Genomic DNA, 14802 nt, shown 5'->3' with positions numbered 1-14802 from the left:
ACATGGTGATGATCGCACGCAGGGGCCTGCTCGCCGGAGCGGCCCTGCTCGGCGCCGCGCGGGCGGCCGGGGCCGGCTGGGAGCCGTCGCAGCGGGTGCCGGACCCGGCCGTCGAGATCCTCGATCCGGCCTTCGCCAAGTACCGCCTCGCCTCGGCGACGGTGGAGCGGGTCGCCACGGGCTTCCGCTGGGCCGAGGGGCCGGTCTGGTTCGGCGACCGGGGCGCGCTGCTGTTCAGCGACGTGGTCAACGACCGGATCATGAAGTGGGAGGAGGCGTCGGGTTCGCTCTCGGAATTCCGCAGGCCGTCGAACTATGCCAACGGCAACACCCGCGACCGGCAGGGGCGGCTGATCACCTGCCAGCACAGGACCCGCAGCGTCACCCGGACCGAGCATGACGGGACCATCACCACGCTGATGGACCGGTTCGACGGCAAGCCGCTGAATTCGCCCAACGACGTGGTCTGCCATGCCGACGGCGCGGTCTGGTTCACCGATCCCGCCTTCGGGCCGAACCCCCACGAGGCGATGGCGGCCCCGGAACTGCCGGGCAACGTCTACCGGATCGACCCGGGGACCGGGCAGGCCAGCGTCGTGGTCGAGGGTGTGGCCGGGCCGAACGGCCTGTGCTTCGCGCCGGATGGAACGAAGCTGTACCTGATCGAGGCCCGGGCCAAGCCCAACCGCCTGATCCGCGTCTACGACGTGGTCGAGAACGGCACGAAGACCGCCAACGGCCGCGTGTTCTACGACGCCGGCACCGGCACGCCGGACGGCTTCCGCGCCGATGTCGACGGCAATCTCTGGTGCGGCTGGGGGATGAGCGAGGCCGAGGACGGGGTCATCGTGCTCTCACCGCAGGGCAAGCTGATCGGCCGGATTCGCCTGCCCGAGCGCTGCGCCAACCTGTGCTTCGGCGGCCTGAACCGCAACCTGCTGCTGATGACGGCGACGCACTCGGTCTACGCGCTCTACGTGAATACCCGGGGCGCTGGGACCTGCTGAGGCCGCATCATACGGCGAACCGCTCCGCGATGACTTGCGGGGCGGATCCCGGGTTCCATTTCCGTTTTCGTTGCACGCGGCCCGGTGAGGGCCAGCGGAATCTCAGGCGGGACCCAGAGGCGGCAGGCACGCTGTCGACTCGCCTCCCTGATGTGTGTTGGTTCTCTTGCCAACAGCCGTCGCCACCGGCATTTTCGCTGCCGTGAAGGCCGAACTCCTGCTCAAGGAGCGAATCGCAATCATCCCTGGGCGGTCGTTCGCAGAGCTGGTGGTCTGGCGCGTGCCGACGCCTGTCCGCGAGAGCAGCCACGCCTTCAAGTACCGGCTCGCCCTCGTCGTCGATGGTGCATGCGTGCTTCGCTATGACAACGAAGCCGGCAAGGACGACCACAGGCACGTCGGCGAGGCGGAGATCGCCTATCGCTTTACCACCCCCGAGGCCCTGCTGGCCGATTTCTGGGCCGATGTCGAACCCTGGAGGGAGTCATGAGAACCGTGACCATCGGCGTCTCTTCGGTCGAGGAGGCTAGTGCCCGCGTACTGGCGGCCTTCCGGGGCGAGAAGCGCGGCGCGTTCATCTCTTTCCCCAGCGTCGAGGGCTTGTGGACCGTCCTGACGCCCCGTCGCTGGGCGCTGATCCGAGCGCTCGCGGGCCAGGAGCCCATGTCGCTGCGCGCCGTGGCGCGGTTGCTGGATCGGGACGTAAAAAACATCCACGCCGACGTGCACGCGCTCCTGAATGCCGGCATCCTGGATCGTACGGACGACGAGCGCATCGTCTTTCCCTACGACGCCGTGCACGTCGACTTCACGATCGGGAAGGCGGCCTGAGGACTCTTCCATCCCAGGCTCGCATTCGGCTGGCGGCGCAGGCGCCCGGGACAGGGGTTCCGTTTCATCCGAAACGCCGCTTCCCCGGACAGGATGCGCTGTTCACACATCTCCGGTGGACATTGCCGCTGATCGGGGAGCGCGATCAACTCCCTCTCCCGTTCGGGAGAGGGACCCGCGCTCCGACCTAAGACCGTATGGCCTCGTGGTGCGTCGAGCCCCCGCCCCTATTCCGCCGCCTGCGCCAGATACCGCGCCGGATCGTAGTTCAGGATCGGCCCGAGCCAGCGCTCGACCTCGCGGACATCCATGCCCTTGCGGACGGCGTAATCCTCGACCTGATCCCGCTCCACCTTGGCGACGCCGAAATAGTGCGCCTCCGGGTGGGCGATGTAGATCCCCGACACCGACGAGCCCGGCCACATGGCGTAGGATTCGGTGAGCTTCACGCCGATCCGGCTCTCGGCCCGCAGCAGGTCGAACAGGGTCGTCTTTTCGGTGTGGTCGGGCTGGGCCGGGTAGCCGGGAGCCGGGCGGATGCCGTCGTATTTCTCCAGCACCAGCTCCTCGGGGGCGTAGGCCTCCTCCGTCGCGTAGCCCCAGAACTCCTTGCGCACCCGTTCGTGCATGCGCTCGGCGAAGGCCTCGGCGATGCGGTCGGCGAGTGCCTTCACCAGGATCGCCCGGTAATCGTCGTTGGCCCGCTCGAAGCGCTCGGCGATCCGCACCTCCTCCAGGCCGGCCGTCACCACGAAGCCGCCGACATAGTCGGCGATGCCGGTCTCGGAAGGCGCCACGAAGTCGGACAGGCAGGTGTTGGCGCGCCCGTCGCGCTTCGAGAGCTGCTGGCGCAGGCCGTGGAAGGTGGCGAGCCGCTCCGACCGGCTCTCGCCGGTGTAGAGCGCGATGTCGTCGCCGACGCTGTTGGCCGGCCAGAAGCCGATCACCGCCTTCGGGTTGAACCAGCGCTCCTCAACGATCTGCTTCAGCATCGCCTGCGCGTCCTCGTAGAGGGCGCGGGCGGCCGGTCCCTGCTCGGGATCGTCCAGGATCGCCGGAAAGCGGCCCTTGAACTCGTAGGTCTGCAGGAACGGCGTCCAGTCGATGTAGGGCACGAGGTCGGCGACCTCGTAGGAGCCGTAGACCCGGGTGCCGGTGAAGGTCGGCTTGGCCGGCTTGTAGCCCGACCAGTCGATCTTGAACGGGTTGGCGCGGGCCTTGGCGAGCGGCAGCCGCTGCTTGTCGAGTTCCGAGCGCTTGTGGGCGTCGGCGACCTTGGCGTACTCGGCCCGGACCTTCTCGATCGTGGGCCCACGGGTCTCCTTGGAGATCAGGCTCGACACCACGCCGACCGCCCGGCTCGCGTCGGTGACGTAGACCGCCTGCCCCTTGGCGTAGGCCGGGTGGATCTTCACCGCCGTGTGAACGCGGCTCGTGGTGGCGCCGCCGATCAGCAGCGGCACGTCCAGGCCCTCGCGCTCCATCTCGCCCGCCACGTGGACCATCTCGTCGAGCGACGGGGTGATCAGGCCGGACAGGCCGACGATGTCGACCTGCTCGCGCTTGGCGGTCTCCAGGATCTTGGCGGCCGGCACCATCACGCCGAGATCGATGATCTCGTAGTTGTTGCAGGCCAGCACGACACCGACGATGTTCTTGCCGATGTCGTGGACGTCGCCCTTCACGGTGGCCATCAGCACCTTGCCGGCGGCCTGGCGCTTGCCGTCGCCGCCATTGGCGAGCTTCTCGGCCTCCATGTAGGGCTCGAGATAGGCCACCGCCTGCTTCATCACCCGGGCGGACTTGACCACCTGCGGCAGAAACATCTTACCGGCCCCGAACAGGTCGCCGACCACGTTCATGCCGGCCATCAGCGGACCCTCGATGACGTGGAGCGGCCGCTCCACGCCCTGGCGGGCCTCCTCGGTGTCGGCCAGGATGTACTCGGTGATGCCGTTGACCAGGGCGTGCTCGATGCGCTTCCCCACCGGCGCCTCGCGCCAGGTCAGGTCGGCGGTCTTGGCCTGGGCCGAAGCGCCGGTCTTGAACCGCTCGGCGGCCTCCAGCAGGCGCTCGGTGGAATCGTCGCGCCGGTTGAGGACCACGTCCTCGCAGAGCTCGCGGAGCTCCGCCGGGATCTCGTCGTAGACGGCGAGCTGGCCGGCATTGACGATGCCCATGTCCATGCCCGCCTGGATGCAGTGGAACAGGAACACCGCGTGCATCGCCTCGCGCACCGGCTCGTTGCCGCGGAACGCGAAGGACAGGTTCGAGACGCCGCCCGAGATGTGGGCGTGCGGCAGGGTCTCGCGGATCGTGCGGGTCGCCTCGATAAAGGCGACGCCGTAGCCGTTATGCTCCTCGATGCCGGTGGCGACCGCGAAGATGTTCGGGTCGAAGATGATGTCTTCGGGCGGGAAGCCGACCTGCTCGGTCAGGATCCGGTAGGCCTTGGTGCAGATCTCGACCTTGCGCTCGTAGGAATCCGCCTGCCCCTGCTCGTCGAAGGCCATCACCACCACGGCGGCGCCGTAGGAGCGGCAGACCTTGGCGGCCTCGATGAACTTCTCCTCGCCCTCCTTCATGGAGATCGAGTTCACGATCGGCTTGCCCTGGATGCACTTCAGGCCGGCCTCGATCACCTCGAACTTCGAGGAATCGACCATCACGGGCACCCGGGCGATGTCGGGCTCGGCGGCGACGAGGTTCAGGAACTCGACCATCGCCTTCTGCGAATCGAGCAGGCCCTCGTCCATGTTGACGTCGATCACCTGGGCGCCGGCCGCCACCTGATCGCGGGCGACGTCCAGCGCCGCCGCGTAGTCGCCGTTGGTGATGAGCTTGCGGAACTTGGCCGAGCCGGTGACGTTCGTGCGCTCGCCGACATTCACGAAGGGGATCTCCTTCGTGAGGACGAAGGGCTCCAGGCCGGAAAGCCGCATCAGGCGCGGGATCTCGGGGATCGGCCGCGGCGCCTTGCCGGCGACCGCCTCGCTGATCGCGCGGATATGGTCCGGGGTGGTGCCGCAGCAGCCGCCGACCATGTTGACGAGGCCGGATTCGGCGAACTCGCCGACCAGCTTGCCCATGGCCTCCGGGCTCTCGTCGTAGAGGCCGAACTCGTTGGGCAGGCCGGCATTCGGGTAGGCGCAGACCAGCGTGTCGCAGATCCGCGACAGCTCGGCGATGTGGCCGCGCATCTCGCGGGCGCCCAGCGCGCAGTTGAGGCCGAAGGTCAGCGGATCGGAGTGGCGCAGGGCGTGCCAGAAGGCCGCCGGGGTCTGGCCCGACAGGGTGCGGCCCGAGAGGTCGGTGATCGTGCCGGAGATCTGGATCGGCAGGCGGATGCCGGTCTCGTCGAAGACCTGCCACGCCGCCGCCACCGCCGCCTTGGCGTTGAGCGTGTCGAAGATCGTCTCGATCAGGATCAGCTCGGCGCCGCCGTCGATCAGGCCGCGGACCTGCTCCACGTAGGCCTGCTTGACCTGATCGAAGGTGACGGCCCGGAAGCCCGGGTTGTTCACGTCCGGAGAGATCGACAGGGTGCGGTTCGTCGGGCCGATGGCGCCGGCCACGAAGCGGCGGCGGCCGTCCGTCTCCTCGGCGAGTCTGGCGGCCTCGCGGGCGAGACGCGCGCCCTCCCGGTTCAACTCGTGGATGATCGACTCCATGCCGTAATCGGCCTGGGCGATGGTGGTGCCCGAGAAGGTGTTGGTCTCGCAGACGTCGGCGCCGGCCAGGAAGTAGTCGAGGTGGATCTGCCGGATCGCGTCGGGCTGCGTCAGGATCAGCAGGTCGTTGTTGCCCTTCTGATCGTGCCCGTGATCCTTGAACCGGTCGCCGCGAAAATCCTCTTCCGAGAACTTCAGCCGCTGGATCACGGTGCCCATCGCACCGTCGAGGACGAGGATCTTCTCCGCCGCGCGCTGGCGCAGCGCCTGTGCGATCGCGGTACCGTCGACGGGGGCAAAATCGGTCATCATGCGTCCTGTCAGATCACCTCGTCCCGAGGTGCCGGAGCGAAGCGGAGGCCTCGCAGGAGGCCTCCAGATATCTCGGTGTTCCCTGGAGCCCGCCTTCGAGGCCGCTCGCGCGGCACCTCAGGAGGGTGAAAACCTTCATTCTACCAGACGCTTCCGTGCCATGGGCGCGGAGGCGTCCCCGTCTCTGCGAGCGGAGCGAAGCAGTCCAGCAGCGCCACGCTCACGGATGTCGCGCTGTCCTGGGTCGCTTCGCTGCGCTCGCGAGGACGGATCGGGGGCGTCGAGCGCGGCCTCGAGAATTAAGCCGCCGCCTTGGCGGCCGCCAGCTTCGGCGCCTGGGCGCGCAGGCCGAGCAGGTGGCAGATCGCGTAGACCAGATCCGAGCGGTTCATCGAGTAGAAGTGGAAGTCGTTGACGCCCTCGTCCACGAGGTCGAGCACCTGCTCGGCCGCCACCGCGGCGGCGACGAGGCGGCGGGTCTCCACGTCGTCTTCCAGGCCCTCGAACCTTGCGGCCAGCCAGTAGGGCACCGAGGCGCCGGTGCGGCGGGCGAAGTTCGCCGCCTGCTTGAAGTTCTGCACCGGCAGGATGCCCGGGATGATCGGGATCGTGATCCCCGCGGCCCGGACCTTCTCCAGGTAGCGCAGGAAGACCTCGTTCTCGAAGAAGAACTGGGTGATCGCCTGATCGGCGCCGGCATCGACCTTGGCCTTCAGGGCCTCGATGTCCGCGTCGAGCGATGCCGCCTCCGGGTGCTTCTCGGGATAGGCCGAGACCGAGACCTTGAAGTCGCCGATCCGCTTGATCCCCTCGACCAGCTCGGCGGTCGACGCGTAGCCGCCCGGATGCGGCCGGTAGGCGTGGCCGACGCCCTCCGCCGGGTCGCCGCGGAGCGCCACGATGTGGCGCACGCCCGCATCCCAGTAGGACTGGACCACCGCGTCGATCTCCTCCCGGGTGGCGTCCACGCAGGTGAGGTGCGCGGCCGGCTTCAGGCCGGTCTCGCGGACCATCCGGGCCACCGTGTTGTGGGTGCGCTCCCGGGTGGAGCCGCCGGCCCCGTAGGTCACCGAGACGAAGCTCGGCTGAAGCGGCGCCAGACGCTCGATCGAGCCCCAGAGGATCTTCTCCATCTCCGCGGTCTTCGGCGGGAAGAACTCGATCGAGACGCGGATCGGGTGGTAGCCGTCGCGGCTGGCGCGGTGGGTTGAGCGGCGCATCGGGGTCTCGTCCTCTATGTCGATCGGTTCAGACGAAGTCTGCGAAGGTTCTGGATGTCAGGCGACGGCGCGCCGGGGCTGTTCAGTCTCGTCGGCCAGACCGTCCTGGGCCAGCCAGAGGGTGACGGTGAGCTGACCCGACTCGCGCGGCGCCAGATCGCGCGTGCCGACCGTGGCGAGACCGGCCTCCGCGAGCCAGCCGGAGACCTGCTCGGCGGAGAAGCCGAGGCGTCGGTGGGCTTGGCCCGTGCGCAGGAATTCCAGCTCGTGCGGCGCGAAATCCACCACCAGCAGACGGCCGCCCGGCGCCACCAGCCGCGCGGCGCCGCGGAGCGCCCGGGCCGGGTCGTCGAGATAATGCAGCACCTGATGGACCACCACGAGGTCGAAGCTCGACCGGGCGAAGGGCGGCGCGTGGATGTCGCCCTGCCGCAGATCCACCCGCGACAGGCCCTGGCGCTCCAGGTTGGCCCGGGCGACGGACAGCATGGCATGGCTCGAATCGAGCCCGGTGGCGCGGCTGGCCCGGGGAGCCAGCAGGCCGAGCATGCGGCCCGTCCCGGTGCCGAGATCGATCAGGCTGCCGATCGGCCGGTCGCCCAGGGCGTCCAGGACCGCCGCCTCCACGATCGCCTCAGGCACGTGCAGGGAGCGCAGCTCGTCCCATTTGGGCGCCAGCCGGGCGAAGAAGGTCTCGGCCGCCTCGGCCCGCTGCGTCCGCACGGCGTCGAGACGGGCGCGGTCCTCCGACAGGGGCGGTGCGGTCCGGTCGAGACCGGACAGCAGCGGATCCGCCAGGCCGGCGCGGGCGTCGGACAGCCGGAAAAACGCCCAGGCCCCTTCGCGGTGACGCTCGACAAGCCCGGCTTCCACCAGAAGCTTGAGATGCCGCGAGATCCGCGGCTGCGACTGGCCGAGGATGTCGGTCAGGTCGGACACCGACAGTTCCCCCTCGGCGAGCAGCGCCAGGATGCGCAGGCGCGTCTCCTCGGCGGCTGCACGCAGGACGCCCAGGGCTTCCGGAAAGGGGATCGATCCCGCCTCTTGCCTGCGTTCAATAGACATAAAGATATGTTTATGTGCGTTTCGCGGTGGGCGCAAGCACGAACTTGCGGGGGTTTGCCGGGTGGATGAGACCGAAGCGCGGCGGCCGCGTTGATGGCAGGGCCGCCGAGTGCGGGCCCGGGGAGGCGTGCATGTCCGAGAGCCCGTTCCCGCAGATCACGCTGGTCCGCCACGGCGAGACCGCCTGGAGCCGATCCGGCCAGCATACCGGGCGCAGCGACATACCCCTGACCCCGGAGGGCGAGGAAGCGGCGCGCGCCCTCGCCCCGCGCCTTGCGGCCCGCTCCTACGCGGAGGTCTGGTCGAGCCCGTCGAGCCGGGCGGCCAAGACCTGCGCGCTGGCGGGCTTCGGTGACCGGCGCGTGATCGATCCGGATCTCGCGGAGTGGGATTACGGCGCCTACGAGGGCCGGACCACGCAGGCGATCCTGGCCGAGCGGCCGGATTGGCGCCTGTTCCGCGACGGCTGCCCCGGCGGCGAGACGGCGGAGGCGGTCGGCGTTCGGGCGGACCGGATCATCGCCCGCGCCCGCGCCCGTGATGCCGACCTCGTCGTGTTCTCCAGCGCGCATGTCCTGCGGGTGCTCGCCGCGCGCTGGATCGGGCTGCCGCCGCAGGGAGGGGCGCTTCTCGTCCTCGGCACAGCGAGCGTCTCGGTGCTCGGCTACGAACACGACCGCACCGAGCCCGTCCTGCGCGCCTGGAACGGCTAGGCGCCGACGCTAGCGCAGCCAATACCCATCCGGCGCGAGCGCGTCCGGCATCGGCTCGCCGAGGGCGTGGTGCACGATCCGGTCGACGGCGCGGACCATGGCGTCGAGGGGCAGGTCGTTCGGCTCGGTGCCGAATGGCTCCTCGAGCTCGTCCCCGAGGGCGTCGAGGCCGAAGAACGTGTAGGCCACGAGCGCCACCACGACGGGCGTCGCCCAGCCCAGGGAGCCCGTGAGGCCCACCGGCAGGAGCAGGCAGTAGAGCCACGCGGTCCGGTACACCAAGAGGGTGTAGGCGAAGGGCAGCGGCGTGTTGGCGAGGCGCTCGCAGGCGGTGTGCACGCCCGACAGCGCCTCGATCCGGGCTTCGAGGATGCCGAACTGGATGTCGCTGAGCCCGCCCGCGCGCATCAGCGCGGCCAGGTCCCGGGTGATGGCGCCCAGAACCGAGTCGGTGGGATTCGGGCCCGACAGGTCCGATCCGGGGCTCATCCGGCCCACCGCGGCGGCCTCGTCGAGGGCGCGCAGGCGGGCATGAAGCCCGTGGGCGAAGGCCGAGAGGCGTCGGAGTTGGCGCGCCGCCTCCCGCTCCGGCAGCAGGGCCGGGAGGATGCGGGCGAGGTTGCGCACCTCGCCGATCAGGTTGCCCCAGTGCTTCCGGGCTTCCCACCAACGCTCGTAGCAGGCGTTGTTGCGGAAGCTCAGGAAGATCGAGAGGGCGAGGCCGACCACCGTGAACGGGGTGACCCCCGCGGTGACCGGGAACAGTTCGGGCCATCGCGATTCCGCCCATACCACCGCGCAGGACACCGCGACGATCCCGGCGAGCTTCGGCGCCACCCGCGGCAGGATCGAGCCGCGCAGGGTGAACAGCAGGGTCAGCAGGTTGGGCCGGGTGCGGACGATCATCGGGGCTTCGAGTCTGGGGGGCTTCTTAGCCCTGCCCTGCCCCCCGCGCCCCGGCAAGGAACGTGTTGGTGAAAAGGGGCGCCGGCCGCCCAGCCCGGCGGGGCGGACCGTGCGAGCTGGCCCGGCTGACGGCGCATCCGGGACCCGTCGCGCGGGCCGCGGGCGGCCGATCGTGCAACGGGGCCCTGGCCGGGATCAGGCGCCCTCTGCCTCCCACAGCCATGCCGCGCCGCGCACGCCCGATGCGTCCCCGTGCAGGCTCGCCCGGATGGGGGTGTCGAAGGTGTCCGAGAAGACATGGGGGGCGATCGCGGCCGGCAGGCCGGCGATCAGCTCCGGGATCCGCGACAGGCCGCCGCCGATCACGATCACATCCGGGTCCAGCAGGTTCACCACCTGGGCGGCCGCGCGCCCGAGCCGCTCGAGATGCGCGGCCAGCGTCTCCTGCGCCGCCGGACTGCCGGTCCGGCCCTCGGCGACGACGGCCTCCGCGGTGAGGTTCCCGCCGTGCCGCCGGGCGTGGTCCGCCGCCAGCCCGGGCCCGGACAGCCAGGTCTCGACGCAGCCCCGGCGGCCGCAATAGCAGGCGGGACCCGGTCGCTCGTCGTCGCGGGGGGCCGGCAGGGGACCATGGCCCCATTCGCCCGCGATGCCGTTGCGCCCCGTGAGCACCCGCCCGTCGAGGGCGATGCCGGAGCCGACGCCGGTGCCCAGGATCACGGCCCAGACCACACGGGCCCCGGCGCCGGCGCCGTCGATCGCCTCCGACACAGCCAGGCAATTGGCGTCGTTCTCGATCCGCAGAGGCCGCTGCAGCCGCTGCTCGAGATCGGCCGCGAACGGGTGTCCGTTGAGCCAGTGCGAGTTGGCGTTGCGCACGAGGCCCGTCGCCGGGGACAGGCTCCCCGGCATGCCGATGCCGACGCTGCAGGGCATGCCGGCTTCGGCTTCGAGACGCAGGACCAGATCGGCCACGGCCTCGACGGTTTCCCCATAGGCGCCGCGCGGGGCGGCCACCCGGGCTTCGGCCAGGGTCGAGCCGTCCCGGCCCAGGACGATCCCGGCGATCTTCGTGCCGCCGAGATCGATGCCGAGGCGCGGGCGCCCTCCGGATCCTGCCGCGGGCGACCCCATCACTCGGCGGCAGCGACCTTGCTGTCGGTTCCCATCGGCTGCGGCGCCTCGTCGGCGATGTGGGTGCCGATGGCGAGCGGATGGGCCATCACCTCGTTGAGCTTGGCCACGTCGAGCTCGCCTTCCCAGCGGCTGACCACCACGCAGGCGACGCCGTTGCCCACGAGGTTGGTGAGCGCGCGGCACTCGGACATGAACTTGTCGATCCCGAGCACGAGGGTCATGGCGGCCACCGGGACCGGGCTGTTGGGGATCGCCGAGAGGGTCGCCGCCAGGGTGATGAAGCCCGCGCCGGTGACGCCCGATGCGCCCTTCGAGGTCAGCATCGCCACCAGGATGATGGTCGCGTACTGGCTGATCGACAGGTCCACACCCACGGCCTGCGCCAGGAACAGCGTGGCCAGCGTCATGTAGATGTTGGTGCCGTCGAGGTTGAACGAGTAGCCGGTCGGAACGACGAGGCCGACCACCGAGTCCGAGGCGCCGAGCCGGCGCATCTTGGTCATGAGCTGCGGCAGCACCGTCTCGGAGGAGGAGGTGCCGACCACGATCAGCAACTCGTCCTTGATGTAGGCGAGGAAGCGCAGGATCGAGAAGCCCGCGATCCGGGCGATCGTCCCGAGCACAACGAGCACGAACAGCAGCGCCGTGATGTAGAAGGTGCCGACCAGCCACGCGAGGTCGTAGACCTTCTGGATGCCGTACTCGCCGATCGTGAAGGCCATGGCGCCGAAGGCGCCGACGGGGGCGAGCTTCACGATGATGCCGATGATCCGGAAGAAGATCTGGCCGGCGGTGTCGATCGCCCGGTTTACGCCGGCCGCCCGCTCTCCGAGGTTCGTCACCACGACGCCGGTGAGGATCGAGATCAGCAGCACCTGAAGCAGGTCGCCGGTGGCGAAGGGATCGAGGAAGCTCTTGGGGATGATCGCCAGGATGTGGGCGACGGTGGAATCGGCGGCCGCCTTGCTGGCGTAGGTCGCGACCTTGCTGGCGTCGAGCTTCGACGGGTCGGCGTTGAACCCGGCGCCGGGCCTGATCACCTCGCCGACGATGACGCCGATCAGGAGCGCGATGGTGGAGACCACCTCGAAATAGACCAGCGCCTTCAGCCCGACCCGGCCGACCTTCTTCAGGTCGCCGATCGACGCGATGCCGTGCACGATGGTGCAGAAGATGATCGGCGCGATCATCATCTTGATCAGGCCGATGAAGGCGTCGCCGAGCCACTTCATCGATTTGCCGGTGGCCGGGTCGTACCAGCCGAGCAGCACGCCGAGCGCGATGGCGATCAGGACCTGGATATAGAGCACCTTGTACCAAGGCTCGCGGGGCGCTGCGGCGGGAGCCGGCGCGTGGATTGCCTGTGCCATGTCCATCCCGTGCGACGACCGCGCACCCTCCCATTGTGCCGGCACGCTAGCGATTATCATCCGGCGCCTCAACGCCCGCACGGTTATGGTCCGGGAACCATCCGTGACAAAAATCTGTCGATCCCGGCCGAAGTCACTTCTCTCGTCTGACAAGTGCGCGCAGGCTGAGCAGCGCGGCTGTTTCTGGTCTCCGGCGGATTGAGCCGGCCAATCGACGGCATCCGGTGAGCTCTGGAGAGTGTCCGTGGCTGGATTCCACCGGGCCCGAACGGCGTTCCTGGGCGCGCTGCTCACCGGCATCCTGATCGAGCCCGCCTCGGCCGGCGTCGTCGCGCGGATCGACCAGTCGCGGCAGCGCATGCGCGTCTATGTCGACGGTTATCCGGCCTATGAATGGCCCGTATCCACGGCCCGTCGCGGCTACGTCACGCCCAGCGGACGGTTCCGCGTCGGGCTGATGGCGCCGATGTGGCGCTCCCGCAAGTATCACGGCTCTCCGATGCCGCACGCGATGTTCTTCCGCGGCGGCTACGCGATCCACGGCACCTATGCCACCGGGGCCCTCGGGCGCCGGGCGAGCCACGGCTGCATCCGCCTGTCGCCCGGCCATGCCGCCGCCCTGTTCGGCCTTGCCCGCAGCCGCGGCGGAGCGACGGTGGTGATCCGCGATTGAGCGACCGGGCCGCCCCACCCCTGCCCCAGGCCTGAGCGGAGATGCGCTTGCGTCGCATGCCGTCGGCACCCGGCACAGAGGCCCGGATCCCCCGGGACCGCCCGAGGAGGGCCGGGTCCCGAAACGCAAACGGGCCGCAGCGCGATCTGCGCTGCGGCCCGTTTTCTTGACGCCTTATCGTGGGCTCAGGTCTGCTGCTGGGTCCGGCGGGGCCGGACGGTCCAGCGCTCGAACATCGAGGCGGGATCCTCGCTCTTCGCGTCCTTGTTCTCCGCCGCGTGATCGGGCTGCTGGTGGATCGCAGCGCCGAGCGCCTGGGACAGGCTCTCGATGACGTCGTCGATGCGGGCATCTCCGTGCAAGGGGTCCCCCGGGCCGGTCTGGGCGGCGGGCGTCTCGGCGGGCGCGGCCGCCTCCGGCGCGGGCTCCGGCTGAGGCTCCGGCTCGGGGTGATGCTCGGGGGCCGGTTCGGGCGGGCGCGCGGCCGCAGCCGGCTCCGGGGCCGGGGGCGCGGGAACGACCGGCGCGGCGGCCGGGACAGCCGCGGCGGCCGGCGTCACGGCCCGACGCATGGCGCTCGTCGCACCCTCGTCGGACTCGGCGTTCCGGCTGCTGCTGCCGTAGCGGCCGAAGCCGAACCGGGGCTCGATCAGGTCCAGCACCGCGTCGAGCGCGGCGTTGCTCAGCGCCACCTCCTCGGCGGCCGGCACGCCCTGGATCGCGAGGGCCTGCCGCTCGAAGGCCGGCTCGTTGCTGACCTCCCGGCCGAACCAGCTCGGGGCATGGAAGGCCGCGGCATCGCCGTCATTGTCGAAGGTGATGCTGATCAGGTCCAGGCTGCCGGGGGTGACGTAGCGGTCGATGGCGATCTCGCGGCCGCCGGCATTCAGGGTGGTGCGGTCGTAGGCGGCCTTCCCGGGGCAGACGTCCAGCAGGGCGTCGCCGTGGGCGCGCGGCACGTCGGTGCGCTCCTCGACCGGGATGCCGTCCGCCCCCTTGTTCACCAGGACCAGCTGGCAGACTTGGCCGTCGACACGCACATAGGACGCGCGGCCACCCTGCGGGGCGAAGTGCCCCTCGGTGATCCGGGCGCCGCCCCGCTCCTTGCGGATCAGGCGGACCAGGGACGGTGCGACCAGAAATCGGCGAACGGTGCTCATGAACTCAAAACCCCTCCCGCTTGGTCGGCAGTGCGCCGATCCGGCGGACAGCCCTCAGCGCCGCCGGGCCGCACGGAAGGGTGCAAGTGGAACCGACCCGCACGGCGTATAAGCTGGACTGCCACGCCGTATTCGTCAGAGCCTGACCGCTTCCGTCGCCAATCACCGGACAGCGACAACCTGAGACTATAGAGCGCTAAGCAAAAACGCGACGAAATCAAGACCGGATCGGGTCGAGGCTCCGGCCGCGGCGCCTTCTATCCCCGATATCCCGGCTTTTGAGCCCGAATTCCGATCCCAGGTTAGGCCGGAACGCGCCTCATTCCGCGGGCTCGAAATTCATCGCCGCGCCGTTCATGCAGTAGCGCAGGCCGGTCGGAGCCGGGCCGTCGTCGAAGACGTGGCCGAGATGGCCCTGGCAGCGGGCGCAGTGGACCTCGGTGCGGACCATCCAGTGGCTGCGGTCCACCGTGGTCTCGACGGCGCCCGGCAGGGGCTCGAAGAAGCTCGGCCAGCCGGTCCCGGATTCGAACTTGGTACCCTGCTCGAACAGCGGCTGCCCGCAGCCGGCGCAGGTGAAGGTGCCGGCGCGCTTCTCGGCGAGCAGGCAGCTCGTGCCGGCCCGCTCGGTGCCGTGCTCGCGCAGGACCCGGTACTGCTCCGGCGTCAGCGTCGAGCGCCATTCCGCGTCGCTGCGGGTGTCCGGGCTGGTGGTCGGCGTGTCGGCCATGGCGATC

The 14802-nt window shown here is 69.9% G+C and carries 13 protein-coding genes; 5 read left to right on the top strand and 8 right to left on the bottom strand.

Annotated features, from left to right (window positions below):
* Nucleotides 1-2: 2 nt before the first annotated feature.
* The 3 genes from ABC766_RS29235 to ABC766_RS29225 all read left to right on the top strand — a co-directional run bounded on the left by ABC766_RS29235 (nt 3) and on the right by ABC766_RS29225 (nt 1838).
* Nucleotides 3-1007: an SMP-30/gluconolactonase/LRE family protein gene (locus tag ABC766_RS29235; protein ID WP_345820083.1), complete on the top strand. Its 1005-nt coding sequence runs from the start codon at nt 3-5 to the stop codon at nt 1005-1007.
* 157 nt (nt 1008-1164) lie between these two features.
* A complete protein-coding gene (locus ABC766_RS29230; protein WP_427902271.1) occupies nt 1165-1497 on the top strand; it encodes a toxin-antitoxin system TumE family protein in 333 nt (110 codons plus the stop codon).
* Nucleotides 1494-1838, top strand: a complete 345-nt coding sequence (locus ABC766_RS29225; protein WP_043384355.1) for a transcriptional regulator — start codon at nt 1494-1496, stop codon at nt 1836-1838. The genes ABC766_RS29230 and ABC766_RS29225 overlap by 4 nt, the downstream gene beginning before the upstream one ends.
* Before the next feature lie 227 nt (nt 1839-2065).
* Here the strand turns inward: ABC766_RS29225 and metH are convergent, their stop codons facing one another.
* The 3 genes from metH to ABC766_RS29210 all read right to left on the bottom strand — a co-directional run bounded on the left by metH (nt 2066) and on the right by ABC766_RS29210 (nt 8106).
* Nucleotides 2066-5818, bottom strand: coding sequence for a methionine synthase (gene metH, locus ABC766_RS29220; protein ID WP_345822852.1), 3753 nt, complete (start codon nt 5816-5818; stop codon nt 2066-2068).
* Between the two features lie 302 nt (nt 5819-6120).
* Nucleotides 6121-7041, bottom strand: coding sequence for a methylenetetrahydrofolate reductase [NAD(P)H] (gene metF / locus ABC766_RS29215; protein ID WP_345820082.1), 921 nt, complete (start codon nt 7039-7041; stop codon nt 6121-6123).
* Nucleotides 7042-7098: 57 nt separating this feature from the next.
* Nucleotides 7099-8106: an ArsR/SmtB family transcription factor gene (locus ABC766_RS29210; RefSeq protein ID WP_287091317.1), complete on the bottom strand. Its 1008-nt coding sequence runs from the start codon at nt 8104-8106 to the stop codon at nt 7099-7101.
* 131 nt (nt 8107-8237) lie between these two features.
* Between ABC766_RS29210 and ABC766_RS29205 the strand changes: the two genes are divergently transcribed.
* Nucleotides 8238-8819 carry a histidine phosphatase family protein gene (locus ABC766_RS29205; RefSeq protein WP_345820081.1) on the top strand — a complete coding sequence of 194 codons (582 nt, stop codon included), beginning with the start codon at nt 8238-8240 and terminating at the stop codon, nt 8817-8819.
* Nucleotides 8820-8828: 9 nt separating this feature from the next.
* Here the strand turns inward: ABC766_RS29205 and ABC766_RS29200 are convergent, their stop codons facing one another.
* The 3 genes from ABC766_RS29200 to ABC766_RS29190 all read right to left on the bottom strand — a co-directional run bounded on the left by ABC766_RS29200 (nt 8829) and on the right by ABC766_RS29190 (nt 12232).
* Nucleotides 8829-9725: a bestrophin family protein gene (locus ABC766_RS29200; protein WP_287091315.1), complete on the bottom strand. Its 897-nt coding sequence runs from the start codon at nt 9723-9725 to the stop codon at nt 8829-8831.
* 195 nt (nt 9726-9920) lie between these two features.
* Complete coding sequence (locus ABC766_RS29195; protein ID WP_043384370.1) at nt 9921-10859, bottom strand: ROK family protein; 939 nt, start codon at nt 10857-10859, stop codon at nt 9921-9923.
* Entirely contained in the window at nt 10859-12232 is a 1374-nt protein-coding gene (locus ABC766_RS29190) for a dicarboxylate/amino acid:cation symporter (RefSeq protein WP_043354440.1), read from the bottom strand. The genes ABC766_RS29195 and ABC766_RS29190 overlap by 1 nt, the downstream gene beginning before the upstream one ends.
* 244 nt (nt 12233-12476) lie before the next feature.
* Between ABC766_RS29190 and ABC766_RS29185 the strand changes: the two genes are divergently transcribed.
* Nucleotides 12477-12905: a L,D-transpeptidase gene (locus ABC766_RS29185; protein WP_345820080.1), complete on the top strand. Its 429-nt coding sequence runs from the start codon at nt 12477-12479 to the stop codon at nt 12903-12905.
* A 185-nt stretch (nt 12906-13090) separates the two neighbouring features.
* Here ABC766_RS29185 and ABC766_RS29180 read toward each other — a convergent pair whose 3' ends face one another.
* Together ABC766_RS29180 and msrB are read right to left on the bottom strand one after the other, a co-directional pair.
* Nucleotides 13091-14065, bottom strand: a complete 975-nt coding sequence (locus ABC766_RS29180) for a hypothetical protein (protein ID WP_043354429.1) — start codon at nt 14063-14065, stop codon at nt 13091-13093.
* A 319-nt stretch (nt 14066-14384) separates the two neighbouring features.
* Complete coding sequence (gene msrB, locus ABC766_RS29175; RefSeq protein WP_043354431.1) at nt 14385-14795, bottom strand: peptide-methionine (R)-S-oxide reductase MsrB; 411 nt, start codon at nt 14793-14795, stop codon at nt 14385-14387.
* Nucleotides 14796-14802: the final 7 nt, after the last annotated feature.

Origin of the sequence: Methylobacterium fujisawaense (genome assembly GCF_039619325.1) — a bacterium.
GTDB classification, from domain to species: Bacteria; Pseudomonadota; Alphaproteobacteria; order Rhizobiales; family Beijerinckiaceae; genus Methylobacterium; species Methylobacterium fujisawaense.
This window is presented reverse-complemented; position numbering and strand designations above follow the sequence as displayed.